The 25,058-nt window shown below is 61.7% G+C and carries 22 protein-coding genes; 13 read left to right on the plus strand and 9 right to left on the minus strand.

The features are described 5' to 3' along the window. The first annotated feature begins 9 nt into the window (after positions 1–9). Positions 10–939, plus strand: a complete 930-nt coding sequence (locus QEN71_RS07070; RefSeq protein ID WP_201656176.1) for an ABC transporter permease — start codon at positions 10–12, stop codon at positions 937–939. Between the two features lie 80 nt (positions 940–1,019). Beyond that, positions 1,020–2,114, plus strand: a complete 1,095-nt coding sequence (locus tag QEN71_RS07075) for a BMP family ABC transporter substrate-binding protein (protein WP_201656179.1) — start codon at positions 1,020–1,022, stop codon at positions 2,112–2,114. Positions 2,115–2,320: 206 nt separating this feature from the next. On the opposite strand, the gene QEN71_RS07080 is transcribed toward QEN71_RS07075, so the two are convergent. Then, the gene (locus tag QEN71_RS07080) at positions 2,321–2,530 is read right to left on the minus strand and encodes a dodecin (RefSeq protein ID WP_201656182.1); all 210 of its coding nucleotides are present in this window, start codon (positions 2,528–2,530) and stop codon (positions 2,321–2,323) included. Positions 2,531–2,658: 128 nt separating this feature from the next. Between QEN71_RS07080 and QEN71_RS07085 the strand changes: the two genes are divergently transcribed. The 5 genes from QEN71_RS07085 (at position 2,659) to QEN71_RS07105 (ending at position 9,015) form a co-directional block, all read left to right on the plus strand. Continuing rightward, complete coding sequence (locus QEN71_RS07085) at positions 2,659–3,606, plus strand: NAD(P)-dependent oxidoreductase (protein ID WP_201656448.1); 948 nt, start codon at positions 2,659–2,661, stop codon at positions 3,604–3,606. A gap of 97 nt (positions 3,607–3,703) precedes the next feature. Then, positions 3,704–5,296, plus strand: a complete 1,593-nt coding sequence (locus QEN71_RS07090; RefSeq protein WP_201656185.1) for an ABC-F family ATPase — start codon at positions 3,704–3,706, stop codon at positions 5,294–5,296. Between the two features lie 168 nt (positions 5,297–5,464). Further along, positions 5,465–6,901, plus strand: coding sequence for an aldehyde dehydrogenase family protein (locus QEN71_RS07095; protein WP_201656188.1), 1,437 nt, complete (start codon positions 5,465–5,467; stop codon positions 6,899–6,901). Between the two features lie 184 nt (positions 6,902–7,085). Continuing rightward, positions 7,086–8,276, plus strand: a complete 1,191-nt coding sequence (locus tag QEN71_RS07100; RefSeq protein WP_201656191.1) for an NAD(P)H-dependent flavin oxidoreductase — start codon at positions 7,086–7,088, stop codon at positions 8,274–8,276. Positions 8,277–8,370: 94 nt separating this feature from the next. After that, the gene (locus QEN71_RS07105; protein WP_201656194.1) at positions 8,371–9,015 is read left to right on the plus strand and encodes an OmpW/AlkL family protein; all 645 of its coding nucleotides are present in this window, start codon (positions 8,371–8,373) and stop codon (positions 9,013–9,015) included. A gap of 108 nt (positions 9,016–9,123) precedes the next feature. Here QEN71_RS07105 and QEN71_RS07110 read toward each other — a convergent pair whose 3' ends face one another. Together QEN71_RS07110 and QEN71_RS07115 are read right to left on the minus strand one after the other, a co-directional pair. Beyond that, a complete protein-coding gene (locus tag QEN71_RS07110) occupies positions 9,124–9,327 on the minus strand; it encodes a DUF1289 domain-containing protein (protein ID WP_201656197.1) in 204 nt (67 codons plus the stop codon). Positions 9,328–9,552: 225 nt separating this feature from the next. Next, the gene (locus tag QEN71_RS07115; RefSeq protein ID WP_201656202.1) at positions 9,553–10,854 is read right to left on the minus strand and encodes an Nramp family divalent metal transporter; all 1,302 of its coding nucleotides are present in this window, start codon (positions 10,852–10,854) and stop codon (positions 9,553–9,555) included. A 510-nt stretch (positions 10,855–11,364) separates the two neighbouring features. Here QEN71_RS07115 and QEN71_RS07120 point away from each other — a divergent pair. The 4 genes from QEN71_RS07120 (at position 11,365) to QEN71_RS07135 (ending at position 15,473) form a co-directional block, all read left to right on the plus strand. After that, positions 11,365–12,465: a polyamine ABC transporter substrate-binding protein gene (locus tag QEN71_RS07120; RefSeq protein ID WP_201656205.1), complete on the plus strand. Its 1,101-nt coding sequence runs from the start codon at positions 11,365–11,367 to the stop codon at positions 12,463–12,465. A gap of 100 nt (positions 12,466–12,565) precedes the next feature. Next, positions 12,566–13,729, plus strand: a complete 1,164-nt coding sequence (locus tag QEN71_RS07125; protein WP_201656208.1) for an ABC transporter ATP-binding protein — start codon at positions 12,566–12,568, stop codon at positions 13,727–13,729. Further along, a complete protein-coding gene (locus tag QEN71_RS07130) occupies positions 13,726–14,655 on the plus strand; it encodes an ABC transporter permease subunit (protein ID WP_201656211.1) in 930 nt (309 codons plus the stop codon). Before QEN71_RS07125 ends, QEN71_RS07130 begins: the two co-directional genes overlap by 4 nt. Continuing rightward, positions 14,655–15,473: an ABC transporter permease subunit gene (locus QEN71_RS07135; RefSeq protein WP_201656214.1), complete on the plus strand. Its 819-nt coding sequence runs from the start codon at positions 14,655–14,657 to the stop codon at positions 15,471–15,473. Before QEN71_RS07130 ends, QEN71_RS07135 begins: the two co-directional genes overlap by 1 nt. Before the next feature lie 88 nt (positions 15,474–15,561). Here QEN71_RS07135 and QEN71_RS07140 read toward each other — a convergent pair whose 3' ends face one another. Next, on the minus strand, positions 15,562–16,974 hold the full coding sequence (locus QEN71_RS07140; protein WP_201656217.1) for a methyl-accepting chemotaxis protein: 1,413 nt from the start codon (positions 16,972–16,974) through the stop codon (positions 15,562–15,564). A gap of 480 nt (positions 16,975–17,454) precedes the next feature. On the opposite strand from QEN71_RS07140, the gene QEN71_RS07145 reads away from it, so the two are divergent. After that, positions 17,455–18,228 (plus strand): class I SAM-dependent methyltransferase, encoded by a 774-nt coding sequence (locus QEN71_RS07145; protein WP_201656220.1) that lies wholly within the window; start codon positions 17,455–17,457, stop codon positions 18,226–18,228. Here QEN71_RS07145 and QEN71_RS07150 read toward each other — a convergent pair. Next, positions 18,225–19,196 (minus strand): alpha/beta fold hydrolase, encoded by a 972-nt coding sequence (locus QEN71_RS07150; protein WP_201656223.1) that lies wholly within the window; start codon positions 19,194–19,196, stop codon positions 18,225–18,227. The genes QEN71_RS07145 and QEN71_RS07150 overlap by 4 nt on opposite strands. 55 nt (positions 19,197–19,251) lie before the next feature. After that, entirely contained in the window at positions 19,252–20,733 is a 1,482-nt protein-coding gene (locus tag QEN71_RS07155) for a flavin-containing monooxygenase (protein ID WP_201656226.1), read from the minus strand. A 198-nt stretch (positions 20,734–20,931) separates the two neighbouring features. Here QEN71_RS07155 and QEN71_RS07160 point away from each other — a divergent pair, with 198 nt between their 5' ends. After that, positions 20,932–21,561, plus strand: coding sequence for a TetR family transcriptional regulator (locus tag QEN71_RS07160; RefSeq protein WP_201656229.1), 630 nt, complete (start codon positions 20,932–20,934; stop codon positions 21,559–21,561). A 106-nt stretch (positions 21,562–21,667) separates the two neighbouring features. Here QEN71_RS07160 and QEN71_RS07165 read toward each other — a convergent pair whose 3' ends face one another. From QEN71_RS07165 to QEN71_RS07175, 3 genes are all read right to left on the minus strand, one after another. Then, positions 21,668–22,897, minus strand: coding sequence for a tetratricopeptide repeat protein (locus QEN71_RS07165; RefSeq protein WP_201656231.1), 1,230 nt, complete (start codon positions 22,895–22,897; stop codon positions 21,668–21,670). A gap of 105 nt (positions 22,898–23,002) precedes the next feature. Then, positions 23,003–23,683: a PspA/IM30 family protein gene (locus QEN71_RS07170; protein WP_201656234.1), complete on the minus strand. Its 681-nt coding sequence runs from the start codon at positions 23,681–23,683 to the stop codon at positions 23,003–23,005. A gap of 511 nt (positions 23,684–24,194) precedes the next feature. Next, the gene (locus QEN71_RS07175; RefSeq protein ID WP_201656236.1) at positions 24,195–24,851 is read right to left on the minus strand and encodes a plasmid mobilization protein; all 657 of its coding nucleotides are present in this window, start codon (positions 24,849–24,851) and stop codon (positions 24,195–24,197) included. Positions 24,852–25,058: the final 207 nt, after the last annotated feature.

Genomic DNA, 25,058 nt, shown 5'->3' on the forward strand with positions numbered 1-25,058 from the left:
CAGGTCAATATGGATATTCAACAAGCCAGCGCGCTCACGTCGAGCGCGGTCGTTGCCGCGATTCCTCTGATGTTCGCAGGTGTCGGCGAACTCGTCACCGAGAAGTCAGGCGTACTCAACCTCGGCGTCGAAGGCATGATGCTGATGGGCGCCGTCACGGGCTACGCGGTTACGTCGATCACGGGCAATCCGTGGCTCGGTGTGCTTGCGGCGATCGGTGCGGGCATCGCGATGTCGCTGCTGTTCGCATTCCTCGTGCTGTCGATGCTCGCCAACCAGGTGGCCACGGGCCTGTCGCTGACGATCTTCGGCATCGGCCTGTCTGCGTATGTCGGCAAGCCGTATACGTCGGCGGCGGTGCGCGAGACGATCGGCGCGTGGGTCATCCCCGGTCTGTCGAAGATTCCCGTGCTCGGCCCGGCGCTCTTCAGCCTGACACCGCTCGACTATCTCGCGTTCATCATGTTCGGCGTCGTCGGCTGGTTCCTGTACCGCACGCGCGCCGGGCTCGTGCTGCGCTCGGTTGGTGAGTCGCCGCAAGTCGCGCATTCGGTCGGTTTTCCCGTGGTCGGTGTCCGGTATGGCGCGACGCTTTTCGGCGGCGCGATGGCAGGACTCGCGGGCGGCTACTACTCGATCGTCAATCTGCATTTGTGGCAGGAGCAATTGACTTCAGGTCGCGGCTGGATCGCGCTTGCACTCGTGGTGTTCGCGACGTGGCGTCCGGGGCGTCTGCTTATCGGTGCACTATTGTTCGGTGCAGTGACGGGTCTGCAGTTTTATGCACAAGCGATCGGGGTTCCAGTGCCGACGCAATTCCTCGCGATGCTCCCGTATGTCGCGACGGTCGTTGTGCTCGTGCTGATTTCACGCAATCCGAACACGATCCGCCTGAACGCACCTGCATCGCTGGGCAAGCCGTTCTTCGCGGCGGGCTGAGTGCATATTGCTGAGTGCATATCGGATAGTGCATGCCAGTTCATCCAGCAAAACATCTAATTCAACGACAGGAGAAAAACATGAAAAAGAGAACCATGCTGAGCGCGCTGGCGATTGCTGCCGCATCGCTCGCCACGGGCGGCGCGCTGACGTCGACGGCCCAGGCCGCCGATGTGCCCGGCGTCGCGTTCGTGTATATCGGCAACCCGGGTGATGCGGGCTGGACCTACGCGCACGACCAGGGCTCGAAAGAAGTGGAAGCGAAGTTCGGCAACAAGATCAAGATCACGCGTGTCGAGAACGTGCCGGAATCCGCCGACTCGGAGCGCGTGTTCCGCGACCTGGCGAACAAGGGCAACAAGATCATCTTCGGTTCGAGCTTTGGGTTTCAGGATTTCGAACTGAAAGTGGCAAAGGATTTCCCCGACACAACTTTCCTGCATGCGACGGGCTACAAGAAGGCAGCGAACTTCGGCACCTACGACGTCCGCATGTATCAGGGTGCGTATCTTGCGGGCGTGGCAGCAGGCTACGTGACGAAGACGAATACACTCGGCTTCGTGGCGTCGGTACCGATTCCTGAAGTGGTGCGCAACATCAATGCATATACGCTCGGCGCGCGTTCGGTGAATCCGAAGGTGCATACCAAGGTTATCTGGATCAACAGCTGGTTCGATCCGGGCAAGGAGAAGCAGGCGGCCGAAACGCTGATCGGTCAGGGTGCCGACGTGCTGCTGCAGAACACCGATTCCAGCGCGACGCTCGCCACGGCCTCCGAGAAGCATGTGCATGCATTCGGCTGGGATTCGGACATGAAGAAGTTCGGTCCCGACGCGCATCTTGGTTCAGTCGTCGCGCACTGGGGCGTGTACTACACGGCTGTCATTCAGCAGGTGCTGGACGGCAAGTGGAAGAACGATCCGGTGTGGTGGGGCATTCCGCAGAAGGCCGTCAATCTCGAAGACCTGAATACGTCGGCGATTCCGGCCAATGCAATGAAGGATGTCGATGCGAAGCGGACGCAACTGGCGAGCGGCAAGTGGGACGTGTTCACGGGACCGATCAAGGATCAAACGGGCGCTGTAAAGGTGCCTGCCGGCAAGACGCTCGCCGATCCCGAACTGCAGCGCCTGAACTGGTACGTCGAGGGCGTGGACGGTTCGCTGCCGAAGTAAAGTGCCGAAATGAAATGCGTGCGGCACGAAGGTTTGCTGGGCGCATCGGTCGAACTGTAGTGTGTCGACTCGCGCTTCATGCGCGCACGCTAAAAGCTGCATCCGGCGTCATACCGGATGCAGCTTTTTTCATGGGCCCTTGGACTTGCCAGCGCTCAGCGCGCATTCCAATGCGCGTTGCGCGTTGCTCGCAAATCGACGCCGCCTCAATCCTCGATGCGCAAGCCGACCTTCAGTGTGACCTGCCAGTGCAGGACCTTGTCGTCCTCGATGTGACCGCGCGTCTCCACGACTTCGAACCAGTGCATATTGCGCAGTGTTTTGCTCGCCTTTTCGATCGCGCAGCGAATCGCGTCGTCGCTGGATTTCGTGGACGAACCCGTCAATTCGATGTGCTTGTACACGTGGTCGCTCATGATGCACCTCCTGGTGGTCGAAAAAGTATAGGCAATGTGTTTCGCGTGAACGAACCAGATTGCACGTCGCGTGCCCGACATGCTGCGACGCGATGCGGCCGGTATCATGAACGGTTCGAATGCCGCCGATGCACGGCGGACGCAATCCGATGCATGCTGTGCATCGAATGAAGGAGAAAAAAGTGGAGATTGGTTTTTGCGGGCCGGGACTGATGGGTGCGCCGATGATTCGTCATCTTCTGGGTGCAGGTCATGCAGTGCAGGTCTGGAACCGCACGCGCGCGAAGGCGGAAGCGCTCGTGCCGGATGGTGCAACGGTTGCGTCGACGCCTGCCGAACTCGTCGGCCGGGCTGAAGCGGTTTTCCTGTGTGTACTCGATGCGGCGGCCGTGGAGGAAGTGGTGTTCGGCGCAAACGGAATCGTGCCCGCCGTGCTGCAGCAGAACGGCGACAGCGCCGTGCGCTGGATCGTCGATCACGGCAGCATCCCGCCGTCCGCGACCCGCGCTTTTGCCCGGCGTGCCGCCGAAGCGGGCATAGGCTGGATCGACGCACCCGTGTCGGGTGGCGTGTCGGGCGCGATGGCGGGAACGCTCGCCGTAATGGCGGGCGGCGAGGCGGCCGACGTCGCCGCCGTGACGCCCGTCATCGGGGCCTATGCGGCGCGCGTCACGCATATGGGCGCGGCGGGTGCTGGACAGACCACCAAGCTGTGCAATCAGGCAATCGTGACGTCGACAGTGGCGGCCATCGCCGAGGCTGTCAGCCTTGCGCAGCGCAGCGGCATTGATGCTGCGCGGCTGACGCAGGCCCTCGCGGGCGGCTGGGCCGACTCGGTGCTGCTGCAGACCTTCGTGCCGCGCATGACGCAATCTGGCCAGCCGCCCATCGGTGCATTGAGCACGTTCCAGAAGGATGTCGACACGATTGCAGCGGCTGCATATGAAACAGGCACTCCAATGCCGGTTTCGGGGACAGTGCAGCAACTGTTGCGTCTGGGTGCAGCGATGGGACTCGCGGATGCAGATCTGTCCGGTTTCATCGACGTGTTGCAGACGCCACGTAAAAATGGGTAGCGGGCTCATCGCAGCCGCCCGGAGCGCGGCGCGCGTGACGCGATAACCTGCTAAAATATTTGGTTTTTCGCCGATCTATCATTCAAAGGGACGCGCCGTGCTGTCTACTGCCAACATCACCATGCAATTCGGGCCGAAGCCCCTGTTCGAGAACATCTCGGTCAAATTCGGCGAAGGCAACCGCTACGGCCTGATCGGTGCGAACGGTTGCGGCAAGTCGACGTTCATGAAAATCCTGGGCGGCGACCTGGAACAAAGTTCGGGCAACGTGATGCTCGAGCCGAACGTCCGTCTCGGCAAGCTGCGTCAGGACCAGTTCGCGTACGAAGACGTGCGCGTGCTCGACGTCGTGATGATGGGCCACACGGAAATGTGGGCGGCCATGACCGAGCGCGACGCGATCTACGCGAACCCGGAAGCGACCGACGACGACTACATGCACGCGGCCGAACTGGAAGCAAAGTTCGCCGAATACGACGGCTACACGGCCGAAGCGCGTGCGGGCGAACTGCTGCTCGGCATCGGTATCTCGATAGACCTGCACAATGGTCCGATGAGCAACGTCGCGCCCGGCTGGAAGCTGCGCGTGCTGCTCGCGCAGGCGCTGTTCTCGAAGCCCGACGTGCTGCTGCTCGACGAACCGACCAACAACCTGGACATCAACTCCATCCGTTGGCTCGAAGACGTGCTGAACGAGTACGACTCGACGATGATCATCATTTCGCACGATCGTCACTTTCTGAACCAGGTCTGCACGCACATGGCGGACATGGACTACGGCACGCTCAAGGTTTATCCGGGCAACTACGACGACTACATGCTCGCCAGCACGCAGGCGCGCGAGCGTCAGCAGGCTGCGAACGCGAAGGCGAAGGAACGTGTCGCCGACCTGCAGGACTTCGTGCGCCGCTTCTCGGCGAACAAGTCGAAAGCACGTCAGGCGACCAGCCGTCTGAAGATGATCGACAAGATCAAGATCGAGGAATTCAAGCCGTCATCGCGTCAGAACCCGTTCATCCGCTTCGAGTATGAGAAGAAGCTGCACAATATTGCAGTGGTCGCGGACAGCATCACGAAGAAGTACGACCGAACGATCTTCAACAACTTCAACCTCAGCGTGCAACCGGGCGAGCGCATCGCGATTATCGGCGAGAACGGCGCGGGCAAGACGACGCTGCTGCGCTCGCTGCTCGGCAACCTGGCGCTGGAGCACGGTTCGGTGAAATGGGCCGAGAACGCGAATGTCGGCTACATGCCGCAGGACACGTACGAAGAGTTCCCGGGCGACGTCACGCTGATGGACTGGATCGACCAGTACCGCAAGGAAGGCGACGATGAGCAGATGGTGCGTGGCACGCTCGGCCGCCTGCTCTTTAATGCAGACGACATCAGGAAGTCCGTGAAGGTGCTGTCGGGCGGCGAGAAGGGCCGCATGATCTGGGGCAAGCTGATGCTCGGCCGCCACAACGTGCTGCTGATGGACGAGCCGACGAACCACATGGACATGGAATCGATCGAATCGCTGCAGATCGCGCTCGACAAGTACGACGGCACGCTGATCTTCGTCTCGCACGACCGTGAGTTCGTGAGCGGACTGGCTCACCGGATCATCGAAGTGAAGACGGATGGCACGCTGAACGACTTCGGCGGCAATTACGAAGACTTCCTGTCGAGCCAGGGCTTGCAGTAAGCAACGTACTAGCAACATCCTCAAAACCCGCTTCCGACGAAGCGGGTTTTTTATTTGCCGTCGCCAATTCGTTCGCTGTCACGTACGGACGGATGTTGCACGTGTCCGATCGCGTCTGTGGTCCGCGAGTAAAATGAGCAGACTATCCAGGAGACAGGACGCACGACAATGAAGACCTTCGAGCACTTCTACATCGACGGCAAATGGATCAAGCCCTGCGGCACGGGGACAATCGACGTGATCGATTCGGGCACGGAAGAAGTGATGGGCCGTATCCCCGAAGGGATCGAAGCCGATGCTGAAGCCGTGATTGTTGCCGCGCGCGCAGCCTTCGACAGTTGGGCCGCAACATCGCCCAAAGAGCGCGGCGCTTACCTGCAAAAGATTGCAGACAACCTCAAGGCACGCACGGATGAACTGGCAGGTTTCATCTGCGGTGAAGTCGGTATGCCGATCAAGCTGGCGCGGGCGATCCAGGTCGGCGGTCCCGTGTACAACTGGAATGCCTATGCAAAGCTCGCGAGTGAATTCCAGTTCGAGGAGCAGGTCGGCAATTCACTTGTCGTGCGTGAACCCGTTGGCGTGGTGGCCGCGATCACGCCGTGGAACTATCCGCTGAACCAGATCACGCTGAAGGTGGCCGCCGCGCTTGCGGCTGGCTGCACTATCGTGCTCAAGCCTTCGGAAGTAGCGCCGCTCAATGCCTTCGTGCTGGCGGAAGCGATTCATGAAGCAGGGTTGCCCGCAGGCGTGTTCAACCTCGTTAGCGGTTATGGCCCGGTGGTCGGAGAAGTGCTCGCCAGTCATCCGTCCGTCGATATGGTGTCGTTCACGGGTTCGACGCGTGCAGGCAAGCGTGTCTCGGAACTGGCAGCCGCGACGGTGAAGCGGGTTGCACTGGAACTGGGCGGCAAGTCGGCATCGGTGATTCTCGACGACGCCGATTTTGCGGCTGCAATCAAGGGCACCGTCAGTGCATGCTTCCTGAACTCGGGGCAAACGTGTTCGGCGCACACACGCATGATCGTGCCGGAGTCGCGCTACGACGAAGCGCGCGAACTTGCCAGGAAAGCGGCTGAGGCATTCGTCGCGGGCGATCCGCGTGTCGAGACGACGCGTCTCGGTCCGCTTGCTTCGGCTGCACAGCAGACTCGCGTGCAGCAATATATTTCGAGTGGCATCGAAGAGGGTGCGGAACTCATCACAGGCGGCACCGGAATGCCGGATGGCATCTCGAAGGGCTTCTTCGTGAAGCCGACGGTGTTCGGCCGAGTGCATCCGAAGGCGACGATCGCACAGGAGGAAATCTTCGGGCCCGTGCTGACCATCCTCACGTACAAGGACGAAGAGGAAGCAGTGCGCATCGCCAACGATTCGGTGTACGGACTCGGCGGTGCAGTGTGGGCCGGTAGCGACGAGCGCGCGATGGGCGTCGCGCGGCGCATGCGCACCGGGCAGGTCGATATCAATGGCGGTGCATGGAATATGGTCGCGCCGTTCGGCGGTTTCAAGCAGTCGGGCCATGGCCGCGAGAACGGCACATACGGACTCGAAGAGTATCTCGAGTACAAGTCAATGCAGTTGAAGGTCAGCAAGCCTGCATAAACCTGCATGCGCGTCGCAAGCCGTTTCACGTTGACGCGGCGCGCACGACGACTGACGAAGCGCAACGAAAGCGCGTGTCGATAATCGGCACGCGCTTTTTGTTTGACTTCACGCAACATACTGCATCCTCCAGTTGCGACCATCGAGGCTTTTCGTCGAATCCCGTCGACGACGGAGGCCTCTCATGTTTCCTTCTCATCCGTTCGATCCGCTTGTGATTCGTGGGCGCTCGCTCTTGCCTGTCGTGCAGGGCGGCATGGGCGTCGGCGTGTCCGCGCATCGGCTTGCCGGCAGCGTGGCGCGCGAAGGTGCGCTCGGCACGATCGCCAGTATCGATCTGCGCCATCATCACGCGGACCTGCTCGAACGCTGCCGCGCGATGCCCGATCGCGCGACGCTCGAAGACACGAACCGCACCGCGCTCATGCGCGAAATCCAGGCTGCGCGAAAGCTGAGCGAAGGGCGCGGCATGATCGCCGTCAACGTGATGAAGGCCGTCAACGCGCATGCGGACTACGTGCGTATCGCCTGCGAAGAAGGCGCGGACGCGATCGTGATGGGAGCCGGCCTGCCGCTTGATTTGCCCGATCTCACGCAAGGGCACGATATCGCGTTAATTCCGATTCTCTCCGACAGCCGCGGCGTCGGCGTGGTGCTGAAGAAGTGGATGAAGAAGGGCCGCTTGCCCGATGCCATTGTGATCGAGCATCCGGCGCATGCCGGCGGTCATCTCGGCGTGACGAATCTCGACGACATGCACGACGCGCGTTTCGAGTTCACACGCGTCCTGCACGAAATCGACGCGCTCTTCACTTCACTGCAGATCAGCAGAACTCAAGTGCCGGTGATCGTTGCAGGCGGCATCAACAGTCATGAAGCGGTCCGTGCATGTCTCGACGCCGGTGCGAACGGCGTACAGGTCGGCACCCCGTTCGCGGTCACCGAAGAAGGCGATGCGCATCCCCGCTTCAAGCGCGTGCTGGCCGATGCGACGCCAGACGACATCGTGGAGTTCGTCAGTGTGACGGGCTTGCCGGCGCGTGCCGTGAAGACGCCATGGCTCGAGCGCTACCTGCGTAACGAAACGCGCATTCGCACGAAGATCGGTGCACTCAAGCGCGCCTGTCCGACTGCACTCGAATGCCTGAGTGCATGTGGTCTGCGCGACGGTATCGAAAAGTTCGGTCACTTCTGCATTGACACGCGGCTCGCAGCTGCATTGCGCGGAGACGTGAACAACGGACTGTTCTTTCGGGGGCGCGAAGCATTGCCGTTCGGCAATGCAATTCGCAGCGTGCGCGATCTGCTCGAACTGCTGCTGACAGGTGTGGCGCGACCGGCTGTCGCAGGACGCCTTGCGTTTTCCCTGGGTTGACGGGAGTCAAGGAGCGCTGCGCAGGGAGCTTCGACAATGCTCTCGCGCGACGCTTCGCTACTCGCGCAACCACACAAAAAAATCAGGGTAGCTTATGAACACAACAATTCGATCGATCGCGGCTGCACTGTGTATGGCAGGGCTGGCGCTGACCTCCGCGCACGCATTCGCCGCCGACAGCGACCCGACCTCAGGCATCCATGCCGGCGACGTGCTCGTGCGTCTGCGCGCCATTTCCATCGTCCCGCAGACACGCACCAGCGACACGTTGTCGACGCTGAACGTCGACGTCAACAATGCGACCGTGCCTGAACTCGATTTCACCTACATGATCCGCGACAACATCGGCGTGGAGCTGATTCTCGCCACGTCGCGGCACCAGTTGACGTCGAGCCTCGGCGGGCTCGGAGGTGTCAACGTGTTGCCGCCCACGCTGTTGCTTCAGTATCACTTCAATCATCAGGGACAGGTCCGGCCCTATGTCGGCGCGGGCGTGAACTATACGTACTTCTACAACAACGGACTGCATGCGGGCGACCAGCAGATTTCGGTCAAGCGCAGCAGCTTCGGTCCGGCGTTGCAGATGGGCGTCGATGTGCAACTGACGAAATCGGTATTCGCCAACGTCGATGTGAAGAAAATCTGGATGAAAACGGATGCATCGCTCAATGGCGCATCGCTCGGCACGCTGCATATCGATCCGTTGATTGTCGGCGTGGGCGTCGGGATGAAGTTCTGAGCATCCTTCGTCTAACGAACATGCAATGAAAAACGCCGGCCTCTTACGAGCCGGCGTTTTTGCTGTTCGGGTCAGTGCATGCGCGGAGTTTCATCCGTGCAGTTGGCTTCACAGCTTGTCGTATTTGAAACGCATTGCCGTGCCGTCGCGCTCGATGCGCGTCCAGACGGCGCGTTTCTCGTCGTCGGTGAGAAACACCCAGTTCGACACTTCCGCCGCCGTACGGCCACAGCCTTTGCAGACTTCGTCGAAGAGCGTCGAACAGACGCCGATGCATGGGCTGTCGGGGAGGTCGTGCAGATTCGATGACATCGAGATACCTTGGGCGGGAAATGCGTGCGGTCCGCTATGGTAAACCAAAAGCGAAACCGGCTTTCGGCGCCTGATTTCCGTTTGGGCCAAGTTGCATTGCACGTTTGCGCGCAGCATGCATCCACGACGGTGCAGGCTGCACTGAGCTTTCAATGCATTACGATGCATTGCACTTCGCTGCATCCGCTTGCAATGCATTTCGTTGCGACGGCGATGGATCGCCATTCAACCCGTCGCCGTTTCCCAGATCAGTGCGCCGTTCAGTGCAATGATGCCCGCCGCGCATGCCCACGCGAGCACGAGCGGCACGCCGCGCACGCGCCAGTCATGCATCAGCCGCGCATCCGATGCGAAGCGGATCAGCGGAACGACGGCGAGCGGCAACTGAAGGCTCAGCACGACCTGGCTTGCGACCAGCAACTGTGCCGAGCCATTCGGGCCGAACAGTCCGACTGCCACGAGCGCCGGCCCGATAGCGAGCGAGCGCGTGAGCAACGCGCGTTGCCAGCGCGGCAGCCGGATCTGCAGGAAGCCTTCCATCACCACCTGACCCGCCAGCGTCCCCGTCACGGTCGCGCTCAGCCCGCATGCGAGCAGCGCGGCCGCAAACAGGATGGCGGCCCAGTGCGAGCCGACGATGGGCGCGATTAACCGGTGCGCATCGGCGAGATCCGTCACGTTGCGGTGGCCGCTCGCGTGGAACACGGCAGCCGACACGATCAGCAGCGCTGCATTGATGACGAAAGCCAATGAAAGCGCGCTGAAGGTGCCGAAGTTGACGCCGCGCAGGGCGTCGCCGATATCGGCGGCGCTGTCCGAGTGCGCGTGGGTTTTGACGAGTGCCGAATGCAGATAGAGGTTATGCGGCATGACGGTCGCGCCCAGAATGCCGGCCGCCAGCCACACCATTCCTGCGTTGCGGAGGAGTTCGGCGCTGGGTGCCGCACCCGTCAGCGCCGCGCGCCAGTCCGGTCGCGCGAGCGCGAGTTCGATCACGAAGCACAAGCCGACGAACAGGATCAGCGCGACGACGACCGTCTCCAGCGTGCGGCGGCCGTGTCGCTGCAACGCGAGCATCGCGAAGGTGCCGAAGGCCGACATCAGCACGCCCGCCGTTAGCGATACGCCGAACAGCAGTTGCAGCGCGACGGCGCTGCCGACCACTTCGGCGACATCGCAGGCGATGATCGCGATCTCGCTGGTCACCCACAGAAACAGCGTCATGCGCCGGCTCGTGCGTTCGCGACAGTGCTGCGCGAGGTCGCGCCCCGTCACGACGCCCAGCCGCGACGACACCCATTGCAGCAGCATCGCCATCAGGCTCGACGCGACCACCACGCTCAGCAGCGTGTAGCCGTAGCTCGCGCCGCCTGCGAGCGCCGTCGCCCAGTTGCCGGGATCCATGTAGCCGACCGCGACGAGCGCGCCCGCGCCGACGAATGAAATCCAGTTCTGCGGACGCGGCGAACCTGTGCCGCGGCGGCGCCGGCGGCGGGAGGCACTCGATATGAACGGGTTCGTGTTCATCGCTCTCTGACGGCGGAAGACGCTTTCCACGCGGGCAAGCCTTATGCCATGCAGTCCGGTACATCGCGTGGCGCCACTATCTGGGCTTATTTGACAGTCTATAGTGATGGAGAAAGACGCGTTTCAGCCGGGATGCAGTCCGCTTCAGCGAGCCTGCCCTACACGTGACGCTCCGATGCAGGAAAGGGGGTTTTTTTCGGGTGGACAGGACGCGATAACCCGATAAAATTGCGGCCAAATTTTGCCGCGGCGTGACCGCATGCAGACCGGTGCAGGTCTGACGGGACGCGGCGGTGCCCGATTCATTCGATACCAGAACCGGTTTGCCAGTTGAGCCGGACCCTCGGAAAGCCGCGCGCTGTACCCTTTGCGCGACATCTGGCGGTTTTTTTTGAATCGGGCATCGATTGATGGTAGTTTTCGGGTTTTTCAAGGGGAGCCGCCAGCGGCACGCAGCGGCTTGAGGCGGGGTAGTCGACCGGTTTCGCGCCGGTCAGAACGGAGAACGGAATGAAGAAACGGGTGGTGGGCCAACTGGCTGCGCTGGTACTGTGCGCGACGCCTTTCATGTCGGCGGCGGCAAAAGATACACAACTGAATGTGTACAACTGGTCGGACTACATCGCCAAGGACACGATTCCGAACTTCACCAAGCAGACGGGCGTCCAGGTCAAGTACGACAACTACGATAGCGACGACACGCTGCAGGCCAAGCTCCTGACGGGCAATTCGGGCTACGACATCGTCGTGCCGACCAGCAACTACGCGGGCAAGCAGATCGCAGCGGGCATCTTCGCGCCGCTCGACAAGTCGAAGATCCCGAACCTCAAGTACCTCGATCCCGCGCTGATGGCGCTCGTCGCAGGCGCCGATCCCGGCAACAAGTTCACGGTACCCTGGGCGTACGGCACGACGGGCCTCGGCTACAACGTGACGAAGGCGCAGCAGATTCTCGGCAAGGGCGTGGCCCTCGACAGCTGGGACGTTCTCTTCAAGCCGGAAAACATTTCGAAGCTGAAGGCATGCGGTGTGTCCGTGCTCGACGCGCCGGACCAGATGTTCGCGGCCGCGCTGCACTACATCGGCAAAGATCCGATGAGCACGAATCCCGCCGACTATCGCGAAGCGCTCGCGATGATGAAGAAGATCCGTCCGTACATCACGCAGTTCAACTCGTCGGGCTATATCAACGATATGGTCGGCGGCGATGTCTGCTTCGCGTACGGCTGGTCGGGCGACGTCGTGATCGCGAAGCATCGCGCGGCGGAAGCGAAGAAGCCGTTCAAGATCGACTATTACATTCCGAAGGGCGGCGCGCCCGTGTGGTTCGACGTGATGGCGATTCCGAAGGACGCGAAGAACAAGGAAGCGGCCGCGGAGTGGATCAACTACATCGAAACGCCGCAGGTCCACGCAGCCATCACGAATGCCGTGTACTACCCGAGCGCGAACGCGGAAGCGCGCAAGTACGTGGACAAGGATGTCGCGAACGATCCGGCCGTCTATCCGCCGGCGGACGTCGTCAAGACGCTGTTCCTGCTCAAGCCGCTGCCGCCTGAAATCCAGCGTCTGCAGACGCGGCTGTGGACCGAGTTCAAGTCCGGCCGCTAAGCGTCGCGGATCAAGGTTGCGCAGGAAAGCATCATCATGAAGCCCTCGGTATCCAGCCGGGGGCTTTGTTCGTCAAATGCAGGGAGAGAAGCAGCAGATCATGAGTGACCAGTCGAACGTGCTGGCAGGGGCCGGCGTGTCGTCCTCGGGCAATTCCGCCGCTGCGCAGAATGCAGCGGAAAACTTCGTGCAGATCGTCGACGTCGTGAAGAAATTCGGCGAGACGGTCGCGGTCAAGGGCGTCAATCTGTCCGTCAAGAAGGGCGAGCTGTTCGCGCTGCTCGGCAGTTCCGGTTGCGGCAAGTCGACGCTTCTACGCATGCTCGCGGGCCTGGAAACGGTCACGTCGGGCAAGATCCTGATCGACGGCGAAGACCTCGCGCAGATGCCGCCGTATCGCCGTCCCGTCAACATGATGTTCCAGTCGTATGCGCTTTTTCCGCACATGACGGTCGAAGCGAACGTCGCGTTCGGTCTCAAGCAGGAAGGCGTGGCGAAGGCCGAACTGAAGGAGCGCGTGCAGTCCGCGCTGGAACTCGTGCAGATGGGGCGCTTTGCGAAACGCAAGCCGCATCAGCTGTCGGGCGGACAGCAGCAGCGCGTGGCGCTTGCACGTTCTTTGGTGAAACGTCCGAAGCTGCTGCTGCTTGACGAGCCGATGTCCGCGCTCGACAAGCAGATTCGCCAGCGTACGCAGATCGAACTCGTCAATATTCTCGACAAGGTCGGCGTCACCTGCATCATGGTCACGCACGATCAGGAAGAGGCGATGACGATGGCGGGCCGACTCGCCGTGATGAGCGAAGGTGAGATCGTGCAACTCGGCACGCCGAACGAAGTGTACGAGTATCCGAACAGCCGCTTCTCGGCGGAATTCATCGGTTCGACGAATCTGTTCGACGGCAACGTCGTCGAGGACGAGCCCGATCACGTGTACATCGAAACGCCGGATCTGCCCGTGCGTTTGTATGTGAGCCACGGCATCACGGGACCGCTCGGCATGCCCGTGACGATCTCGGTGCGCCCCGAGCGTATCGCGCTCACTCGCAAGCCGCCCGAAGGCGCATTCAACTGGGGCAAGGGCACCGTCACGAACATCGCGTACATGGGCGGCTACTCGCTATATCACGTGAAGCTCGATGCGGGCAAAACGGTGATCGCCAACGTATCGAGCCTCGCGCTGTCCGAGATCGAAACGCCGACCTGGGGCGACGAAGTGTACGTGCGCTGGAGCGCATCGGCGGGCGTGGTGCTGACGTCATGAAAAGCGCGTTGCATTCCTTCATGATGTGGCCCGTGCGCCGCTTCCATCTGACGGGGCGCACGGCCGTCGTCGCGGGGCCGTTCATCTGGCTGCTGCTGTTTTTTCTCGCGCCGTTCCTGCTGGTCGTGAAGATCAGCTTCGCCGATCTTCAACTCGGCATTCCGCCGTACACGGAACTGACGACGTTCACGGACGGCGTCGTTCACATCGCGCTCGACCTGTCGCACTACGCGTTTCTGCTGACGGACAGCCTGTACTTCGCGACGTATGTGAACTCGGTGGTCGTCGCCGCGATCTCGACGTTGCTGTGTCTGCTGCTCGGTTATCCGATGGCGTACTACATCGCGCGTTCGAACCCGGCTACGCGCAACCTGCTGATGATGGCCGTGATGCTGCCGTTCTGGACGTCGTTCCTGATCCGCGTGTATGCGTGGATCGGCATCCTGAAGAACAACGGGTTGCTGAACAACTTCCTGATGTCGATCGGGCTGATTCATTCGCCTATCGAGCTGTATCACACGAACACGGCCGTCTACATCGGCATGGTGTATTCGTACCTGCCGTTCCTCGTGATGCCGCTCTACGCGCATCTGGTGAAGATGGACATGACGCTGCTCGAAGCCGCCTACGACCTCGGCGCGAAGCCGTGGACGGCCTTCTGGCGGATCACGCTGCCGTTGTCGAAGAACGGCATCATCGCGGGCTGTCTGCTCGTGTTCATCCCCGCGGTGGGCGAGTACGTGATTCCTGAACTGCTCGGCGGTGCGAACACGTTGATGATTGGCCGCGTGATGTGGAATGAGTTCTTCGACAACGCCGACTGGCCGATGGCTTCCGCCGTCACCTGCGCAATGGTGCTGCTGCTGCTCGTGCCGATGGCGCTGTTCCAGTACGCGCAGGCGAAGGAACTGGAGGAGAAGCGCTGATGAAGCCCAATCGTGTATTGCAGTTCATCGCGCTCGCGATCGGCTTCGCGTTTCTCTACGTGCCGATTGTCAGCCTCGTCGTGTATTCGTTCAACGAGTCGCAGCTCGTGACGGTATGGACGCGCTTTTCGACGCGCTGGTACTCGGCCTTGCTGCAGGACGAAGAACTGATCAACGCCGCATGGCTGTCGCTGCGAGTGGCGTTGCTGACCGCGTTCGCGTCGGTGATCATCGGCACGTGGGCGGGGTTCGTGCTCGCGCGCATGGGACGGTTCCGCGGCTTCACGCTGTACACCGGCATGATCAACGCGCCGCTGGTGATTCCTGAGGTGATCCAGGGCATTTCGCTGCTCCTGCTGTTCATCGAAATGGGCAAGTGGCTCGGCTGGCCGGCAGGACGCGGCATTTTCACGATCTGGATCGGTCACGTGATGCTGTGTATTTCCTACGTTGCGATTATTGTGCAGTCGCGCGTGCGCGACCTGCATCCGTCGCTTGAGGAAGCTGCACTCGACCTTGGTGCAACGCCGCTGCGTGTATTTTTCTTCATCACGTTGCCGCTGATCTCGCAGGCGCTCGTCGCGGGCTGGCTGCTGTCGTTCACGCTGTCCATCGACGATCTGGTGCTGTCCGCGTTCCTGTCTGGTCCGGGATCGACGACGCTGCCGCTGGTGGTGTTCTCGCGCGTGCGTCTGGGGCTGAATCCGGAAATGAACGCGCTCGCGACGCTGTTCATCGCCGTCGTCACGGTGGGCGTGGTGATCGCCAATCACTTCATGCAGCGTGCCGAGAAGCGGCGTCTGGCGATGGCAATCTGATTCAGGCTGCTGCCAGCACTTCAATGCAGATGGCCGGCGCCCGTGAGGGTGCCGGCCATTTTTCATGCGAAGGCACCAAAGTGCAGGCTCAGATCCGGTAGCCGATCCGCAGACCGCCCCAATGCCGGCCATTGACGAAGATCGGCGCCGACGCATCCTTCATCAGCGCATACTCGCCGCCGCCCATGTCGCGCCGGTACGTCTGCAACAGAAATCGCTTCGTACTGGTGCCGGCAGTCAGGCCCGTCCGGTCGTTGAAGATCCGTCGATTGCGGCAGTTTGCGGCGTTCCAGACGGGGTCATCACGCTGCGGCTGCGAGAACTTGAGGTTGTGAGTGGGGAGGTAGCCGCGCACGTCGACGGCTGCGCAGAAGGCCACGCGAGGATCCAGTTCGAGCATCGGCTCCTGGACGAGCGGCAGGATCCGGTCGGTCGCTTCGGTGAAACGTGTGACGAACTGCGGCGGGTTCGTGCCGGGCACGGACACGTAGCGATCGTCGAACAGGTCGCTCATCGTCAGTTCGCCGCGTGCGATGGCCGCTTCGAACAGTTTGCCGACTTTCGCTGCCGCCCGTTCGACGGCGTCGATGAAGGGCGTGTCGGCCGTTGCAGCGCCCGTGGCCGCCGTCAGTTCGATCAGACTCTCCGATACGCCGAGCAGACTGCCGAGCCGGTTCTTCGCCTGCACGAAATTCTCGCCGGAATGCTCGACGTCCGTCGCAATCTCCAGCACCTGCGATTCGAATGCATTACATTGCTCTTCAATTTCACCGGACAGCGTCGCGATCTGGTTTGCCTCTGCATTCAATTGCATGATGGCGTGGCCGGTCGTATGCACGACGTCGCCGATCATTCGCGTGCCTTCGCGTACGCGTTGCGCGCGTGCGGTGTTTTCGGCGCCTTCGGTGATCAGACGCTCCGTCTGTTCGGTGAGCTGGGCGAGCGTCGTTTCGATCTGACCCGTCGCCTGTGCTGTCTTCGCGGACAACGTCTTTACCTCGGCCGCGACGACGGCGAAGCTTTTGCCGAAATCGCCGGCGCGGGCGGCTTCGATCGCTGCGTTCAGGGCGAGCAGGTGCGTTTGCCGGGCGATCAGCGAAATTTCTTCCGACACACGGCTCACGTGCGAGAGTGCCGCGCGCAACGCGCCGATCTGGCTCTCGATCACCGTCACGCCTTCGACCAGCCCGTGTATATCGGACAGCGATCCGTCGAGTGTCTGCTGCGAGCTTTCGACATCGCCCGCGGCTTGCGCTGTCACCGTGCTCATTTCGCGGGCCGCAGCGGCGATGCGATGGTTGCCCGCGAGCGTTGCCGCCGCCGACTGGCGCAGCGTGTGGCACACGTCAGCTTGTCGCTCGACGCGCGCGGCGACTTCTTCGATATGACCGGACACGTCGCAGATCTCGATGCCGAGCTTGCCCGCCTGCGCGGCGATCTCGCCGACAACGGAAGAAGTGCCGCCATTGCGGCGCGAGCGGCGATTGAAAAAGCCCGTCATGTTCCAAGTCTCCTGAACCGCGCGACGCGGTCGCGTGCTGTCTCGATGTCTTTCTGATATGCGTGTCAGTGCATGTCGCAGCCGAGCGAGTTCATCGATCGACACCCCGCGGATGAAGTGCGGTACATGAATTGCACGCGTGTCACACGTTTACGGTTTCTCTACGGCCCCTTACGCGAGTGCTTGATAGGGACTATCCCGCAGTCGGATCGGGTACGATCGCGGTTCGTGCGCACGCCATACCGCATGTCTGTCGAATCCCCAACCAATGACCGATGATTGAAACCTTTGCGCGCGTATCGGGCTGGGAACAGCTGGTGTATCTATGGGAACTGATCGTGATGGTCTGCAAGTTCCTGTGGGGGCTGTTACGCCTGCTGGGCGGCGGCTGAACAGGAAGCGCAATGCCATGCACTGTCACGCAGTGCAGGATGAACTGCAGTAAGCTGACATCCTTCGCATTGTGAGTGATGGCCGAACATGCACAATGATTCCACCCAGCGCTTCACCGACCGTGTGTCCGACTACGTCAAATACCGGCCGGGCTATCCACGCGAAATCGTCACGTTCCTGCATTCGACCTGCGGACTGGCGGACGACGCCCAGGTTGCCGACATCGGCGCGGGCACGGGCATTTCGGCGCGCCTGTTTCTGGACGCGGGGCATCCCGTCGTTGCCGTCGAACCCAATCAGGCGATGCGAGCCGCCGCCGATGAGTGGCTCAAAGATTACGCGGGCTATACCAGCGTAGCCGGCACCGGCGAAGCGACGTCACTGGACAGCGCGAGCGTCGATCTCGTCATCGCGGCGCAGGCGTTCCACTGGTTCGATCCCATTGCCGCGCGACAGGAATTCGCGCGCATTCTGAGGCCACACGGTCTGATCGCGTTGATGTGGAATAGCCGGCTGCTCGACGGCACGCCTTTTCTTGCCGGTTACGAAGCGTTGTTACGCCGTTTCAGCGATGACTATCAGTCCGTGTCCGAGCGTTATGGCGATGACGCGTCGATGGCCGTCTGGTTCGGCGACCGTCTCGCCCATATGGCGCGTATGCCGAACGCTCAGCGGCTCGACTTCGACGGGCTGAAGGGCCGGTTGATGTCGTCGTCCTACGCGCCGAAAGCCGGGCATCCGAATCATGAACCGATGCTCGCTGCGTTGCGTGAACTGTTCGACCGTACCGCACAGGACGGCACGGTCGACTTCGTCTATGAGACGCTCGTGTATGTCGGATATCCGCAGAACGGGCGCTAGACCTGCAATGGAATACGTGCTGTGTCGGTTGTGCCGAGAAATGCATGCAAGTCCTGCAGTACCCGTTGCGGCGCTTCTTCCATCGGGATATGTCCGAGTCCGTCGTACATGATCGATCGTGCACCTGGAATACGGCGGGCGAATTCCGCTGCATGTGCAGGCGGAATCCAGCGATCTTTTGCACCCCACAGTATCAGCGTCGGCACATCGAGTGCATCCAGCACGTTGGTATCGAGATCGGCGAAATCGAGCGTCGGCACCATCTTGCCGATCGCTTCGCGCGTGCCTTCGCCATGAAAGAACTCGACGTAGCGGCGCAATACGTCCGGCGCGATCTTGCGCGCGTCGCCATAGACATTGCGCACGGCGCTCGTGATGATCGCTTCCGGCAGGCACCACGGCGCGCTCAGTCGCACCGGCGCATGATTGAACAGACCGATATAGATGGGCAGCTTCATTGGAAAGCCTGCGGCATCGATCAGCACGAGCCGCCCGACGGCATCGCGGTGGCGCACCGCGTAATCCCACGCGAGCAGACCGCCCAGCGAATTGCCGATCAGCGTTGCACGCGCGATGCCGAGCGCCTGCATGAACGTGTCGATGAAGCGCCGATAGGTGGGCAGATCCGTTGTTTCGATGACGCCCGCCGCATTGCGCAGCGGACCTGTTACGCCAAACGGCGGGAGATCGAGCCGGATCACGCGATAGTCGCGTGCCATCGCAGATGCAACATCGTTCCAGGTATGCAGCGATGACGCGAAGCCGTGGATCATCACAATCGTACTGTCACCCGTGCCTTCGTCGATGTAGTGCACATCGGTGCCCATGATCTGCACGAATCGTGAACCGGCTTGGGTGTAACGGCGTTTTAGTTCATCGCGCGGAACGCTGGTGAGGCCGAGGCGCGCTGCGAACGAGCGGGCCGGCAGCGTCGCATGCACTTTCCGGTTGGTTTCGACTTTTTTCATTTTTTCGTCTCCCTGTTGGGTACGGTATGAAATCACCTGTCTTCGGTGCAGACTCCTAACGTGAATAGATGTATTCGCCGCCGCGCACGCGACGCGTGCGGCGGCGGAAGGTGAACGTGAAGCCCGGCCAGATTGCGGTAACCTTGCCGCTCTTCGTCTGGTACCAACTGTGGCAGCCGCTCGTCCAGACTGTCTGCTGCATGTCGAGTTGCAGGCGCTCATTGAATGCGCGTTGCACATCTGCACGAAGATTCATCGTGCGCGCGCCGCGGCGCTGCAGTTCGCGCAGACAGTCGGCAATGTATTGCACCTGAGACTCGATCATGTAGATCATCGAGTTGTGGCCAAGGCCGGTGTTCGGGCCCGCCATCATGAAGAAGTTCGGAAAATCCGCGATGCTCGTGCCGAGGTACGCTTGCGGACCATCGCGCAGCCACAGCGCGCCGAGGTCGGCGCCGCCGATGCCCGATACATCGAACGGTGCACCGACGTCGTTGACCTGAAATCCAGTGCCGCAGATGATCGCATCGACGGCGTGATGCACACCATCGGTCGTCACAATGCCGTCGTGCACGATAGTGCGAATCGGCGTCGTCACGACATTCACGTTCGGCTGGCGGACTGCAGGATAGTAGTCGCTCGACAGCAATACGCGTTTGCATCCGAGCCGGTAGTCGGGCGTGACTTTCGCGCGCAGTGCAGGATCCTTCACGCGCCGTTCGAGGTAGCTGCGCGCAAATTTCATCGCCGGATTCGCAAGCCTGGGACTCACAAAGAAGCCAATACCGCGCGACTCCATCTGCCAGTAGATCGCGTTGCGTACGAAGCGCTGCGTGAACGGCAAATGCCTGAAGAGCCAGCGCGCGCGATCGCTGATCGGCTTGTCGGGCTTGGGCATGATCCACGGTGCGGTGCGCTGGAACAGCAGCAACTCCGCGACACGCGGTTGAATCTGCGGCACGAACTGGATTGCACTCGCGCCCGTGCCAATGACAGCGACGCGCTTGCCTTCGAGCGGATAAGCATGATCCCAGCATGCCGAATGAAAGATCTTGCCGCCGAACGTATCGATTCCGTCGATGCGCGGCATCGCGGGACGAGACAACGGGCCGCTCGCCGCGATCACGACTTCCGCTTCGACGGTTTCATGCACGCCATTGCGTGCGATGTCGAGTAACCACACGAGGCGTGCTTCATCGAAACGCGCAGCCGTCACGCGAGCATTGAACTGGATTGCACTGTCTACCTGATACTTGCGTGCACAATGCTTCAGATACGCGAGTATCTCGTGTTGATGACTGAACGCCCGCGACCACGCCGGATTCGCTTCGAATGAAAACGAATACAGGTGCGACGGCACATCGCATGCAGCGCCCGGATAGCTGTTGTCGCGCCAGGTGCCACCCAACTCACCCGCCGCTTCATAGATCGAGACCGATGCATAGCCGAGCCGCTTGAGCCGGATGGCCATGCCGATGCCCGAGAAGCCGCTTCCAATAATCGCGATTCGCATCTCGGCAGGACGGGGAGAGGGCATGGGTCAGGCGCTCCGGCGCATCGTTCGAGTCCGAAAACTCGCGATGGCGATTAGGATGAAAATAGTTTTGTCTACATCCGTCTACGACGGTTAAAGCGCAGGGTAGACAACTGTACACATCGCGTCAAGATCGTTGTACAGTGCTCGCTCGAAGGTCGAGACATCGGATCGGCCGCATTGCATCGTTAACGGACGCTCATGCAACCCGCATCTGAACTGGAACTCGCGCCCGGCAAGCGCAAACTGATCGAGGCGGCGTTACGGCTCACGGCCAGTGGGCGCAGCTTCGCGAGTCTTGGCCTGCGCGAACTCGCGCGGGAGGCCGAACTCAATCCGAACACTTTCTACCGGCACTTCGACACGCTCGACGACCTCGCGCGCGAAGCCGTCGAATGGGTCAGCCGCCGTCTGCGGCCGATGCTGCGGCGTGAACGCTGGCTCGCTGCGCACGACGAACCGCATAGCGTGCCGCGCCGCGCATGCGCGGCCTTCTTTGCGTTTGCGCTGGAAAATCGCGAGGCGTTTCTGAGCGCGCTCGCCGAATATCACGGCACGTCGCCCGTGCTGCGCGAAGCGGTGCGCGTCAACCTGAACGAAGTGTCGACGGAGATGGCCGAGGACGTCGTCCAGTTGAATCTGATGCCTTCGCTGCCGCGCGAAACCGTCGAAGAAATCTGCACGCAGATCGTGCTGCAGTTGTTCCATCTGTCGCACGAATTTATCGGCAATGCTGCGCAACGCGAGTCGCTGATCGACTACGCGGAGCGCTTCATCGTCAGGCTGTTCGCGGGTGCCGTCGTGCTCGCGCAGCACGAGGCACACGGCTGACACGAGCGGTCGTACCGCGATACGAAGAGCAATGAAAAAGGGCTCCGTAAGGAGCCCTTTGCGTTTGGCGCTTGGCGCTTGATACGAAAACACTCGCCGTTAAAGGTCAGGTATCGTTCCAGCCGCCCGAGTCGTCGTTGCTGCCCATGTCGACGCTGCCGTCTCCGCCGCCATCGCTCCAGTCGTTGGAGCCCTGGCCGAAGTCGATCGAACCCGCGTCGTTGCCGCCGCGTTTGCGCGATTCGTCGTCGACGATCACATCGCGCTCGACCACGCGATCGCGGCCGGAGTTGAGCGCTTCGCCCAGCAGAACGCCCGTGAGCAGCCCGCCCATACCGCCACCGAAGCCGCCGCCTTGCTGCACGATAACGGGCGGCTGCTGTTGTTGCGGAGGATACGGATAGGGCGCTTGCGGCGGGTAGTTCGGCGGATAGCCCGTCTGCTGGCCGCGGCCGAACGCTTCGTTCGCTTCGCGTGCATAAGGCGACTCGCCTGCAGCTGTCGACGCAGCCGCCGCGTTCGGATCGGGCCGGCCTTCGGCACGCGCCTTGAGGCTCGCCACCTGTCGCTCAAGATCTTCGAGCTGATACGGCGGCACCGGGTTCTTGCTGTTCGACAGCGATTCGACGAGTTGCCGCAACTGCGTCTCGGCGCCTTCCACTTCGCGTTCGAGCGCTTCGTGGCCGGGCGCCGTCGACAGCTTCACGTCGAGCTTCAGCGAACGCACATCGTTGAGCAGGTCGGTCGCGCGCTTGAGCTGCACGCGGCGATCGTCGTTGGCGCGCGTATCGTCCTGCGAGCGCGCGCGGCGCAGCGTCCAGCGCAAGATCAGCGCGATCGCGCCGATCAGCACCACGATGCCGATCCACATGCCCATCGACGGACCGTGCCGCGCGGGCGCCTGCTGGATTGCAGACTGCGTGGCGGCCTGTGTAGCGGGCGCGGATTCCTGCTGCGCGAACGGATTGCCCGTGCGATGCGAGGTACCGCCGCTTACACGCGCTGCGTCCGAGCGCAGCCGCGCTTCCGTTTCCGCGAATCGGCCCGGGTCCGTGAAGCGGACTTGCGGATCGAGCGTCTTGGCCTGTTGCAGCTGCGCGAGCGCGTCGGCGGGGCGGCCTTCGCGGTCGAGCACCTGGGCGTACAGATAGTGCGCGCGAGCGCTGTCGGGATGCGCCTTCAGCACTTCACTCAACTGCGCGTCGGCCTTCGGCCAGTTGCCCTGCTGGATCGTCGTTTCGATCTGCGTCGCCGTCGGCACCGCGAACGCCGCGCCCGAGACGAGCATCAACGAGAGCGTCAGGGAAACACCGGCTGCTGCGAGAAGTTTTTTCATGATGCGGGCCGGGCGCATTGACGCCCGTCTCCATGACTATCGAGTTACCGTGCCGCGCGGTTCGTTGCTAACCACGCATACCGCGCGGCACATCGCCTGTCGCGCTTACTGCGCAGGCGTGTCCAGCTGCTTCTTCAATGCGGCGAGACGGTCGTCGACGGACGGACCGCGGTTCAGGTCGGCGAGCTTGTCGTCGAGCGCCTTGCCGCTCTTCGTGTCAGCGGAATTCAGGCGCGCGTCGGAACGTGCATTCGACAGCGCCACCTTGTCTTCCAGCTTCTGAAAATCTTCAGCAAGATTCTTGCCGCCGATTCCGCCCAGCGCGGTCGCCGCCGTATCTTTGGCCTGCGCGATCTGCTGCTTGGCCTGCAGGATGTTCGAGCGCGCGTTCAGGTCGTTGCGGCGCTGACGCATGTCGTCGATCTGCGTCTTCAACTGTTCGACGGAAGGCTCGAGCGTGGTCAGTTCCTTGGCGAGCGCGTCGCGTTCGGCTTCGGCCGTCGCCTGCGCGCCGAGTGCTTCGCGAGCGAGCGCTTCGTCACCTGACTGCAGCGCGCGCTTCGCGCCGTCTTCATACTTCTTCGCCTTGTCGGCCGCCACGTCGCGCTTGCTTTGCTGCGTCGCGACCTGCGCCTGAATCTCGATCAGCGAGTTCTCCGCTTTCGCGATGCTCTCGTCGAGTTCGCGCACGATCTGGCGCGCATCACGCGACGGGTCCTGCACGGAATCGGCTGCGTCGTTCAAGAGACCTTTGACTGTCCGCGTGATGCTGTCAAAAAGCGACATGAAACCCTCCATTGATTGAAATCGACGCTGAATACCCGGCGCGTGGAACGGCGTACGTGACGACGTCGACTACACGTAGTTTACGCTGCGATCCGCGACACTGCGGGTCATGCTGCATGTCATCCGACAGTGTCCGTTCACACATGTCGCAGGATGACGAAGCAGCCGGTCCTGACATCGGGGCACGCGTGCAGATTGCAATAGCGGTACGCAAATTTAACCTTCATTCGCACACACGTTCATGCTTCGTTACCGCTTCGAAAGCGATGCATGACCGGGTATTCAACAGCTCGCGGATATTACACCACGTGTACTCTTAAAACCGCCTTAAAGCGCGATTTTCTGCGTGATTTGGCCGCTATTTTTGCAATCTTTTGCCGCGTGTGCGAGTGCGCGCATCGACATGAACGAATCAGCATGCGCATTTGTCAAAGCGTGTCGAAACGTGCCGACGCGTATGAACGTATTCTTTCGGATAGCCGACGATACGACGCGACACGTCGCTGCAAGTTCACGCGAAGCGGCCGTTGCCTTCGGCGGGATCGATGCCGGATTCGTCGTCCTCCTGCTCCTGATGACGCTTGCCCGCAGCGTTGCGTTTTGACGTGAGCAGTGTGGGGGCTCTCGATGGCGAGCGCGTGTCGGCGCTTGCGTGAGTGTCCGCTGCATCGTCGGACGCGAGCGCGGCGGCTTTTGCGGCTGCGACGCGCGCGGCCGCCTGAGCGGCGGCATCTTCATCCGTGCTTTCGTCGAGCGCAGAGAGGGTAACCGCAGATTCGGCAGCAAGATCGGCTGGGCGCGCGAGATCGATGGGTGCAAGCGCTTCGTGCGAGGTATCGTCGGCGGCGAATGCGGGATCGTTTTCAGTCGACGTGGCTTTGTCGCGCGGAGCGGGTGACTTGAGCGCCGCCGGCGTCGCTTGCCGGACATGTTTGCTGGCCCGCGCGACGCGTTGCAGTGCTTCGTTCAGCGCGTCGGGCTGGCGCGGCGCGCGCAGCCGGTCGACGATGCTCGCCGCCTTCACCTGTTCGCTGGTCGCGCCGAAGCTCAGCACCGCGCGGCGCATGAGTTCGCTGACGCTGATGCCGAGGTTGTCGGCCGTCGCGGAGATGGCGCGTTTCTGGGCGGGCGTCACGAAGACGACGATGCGTTCGCTGGGCTTGTTCATAGATCGGCTCGCGTTCTTTGTTGGTGTCGAACTGCGGTGGAATCCGGGCAGGCGGCGAATCCTGCTTGGCGCGCGTCGATCCATCATAAGACTAAATCGTGACGGGCGGTTGCACGCGGATCGAAATCGGGCGACCGGTAAAATGACTGTCACATCAACGGCTTGCCGTACTTGCGGGAGGCTTGTCCACAGGGCTTTCCACGGTTT

This window comes from Paraburkholderia sabiae (assembly GCF_030412785.1).
Classification (GTDB): Bacteria; Pseudomonadota; Gammaproteobacteria; order Burkholderiales; family Burkholderiaceae; genus Paraburkholderia; species Paraburkholderia sabiae.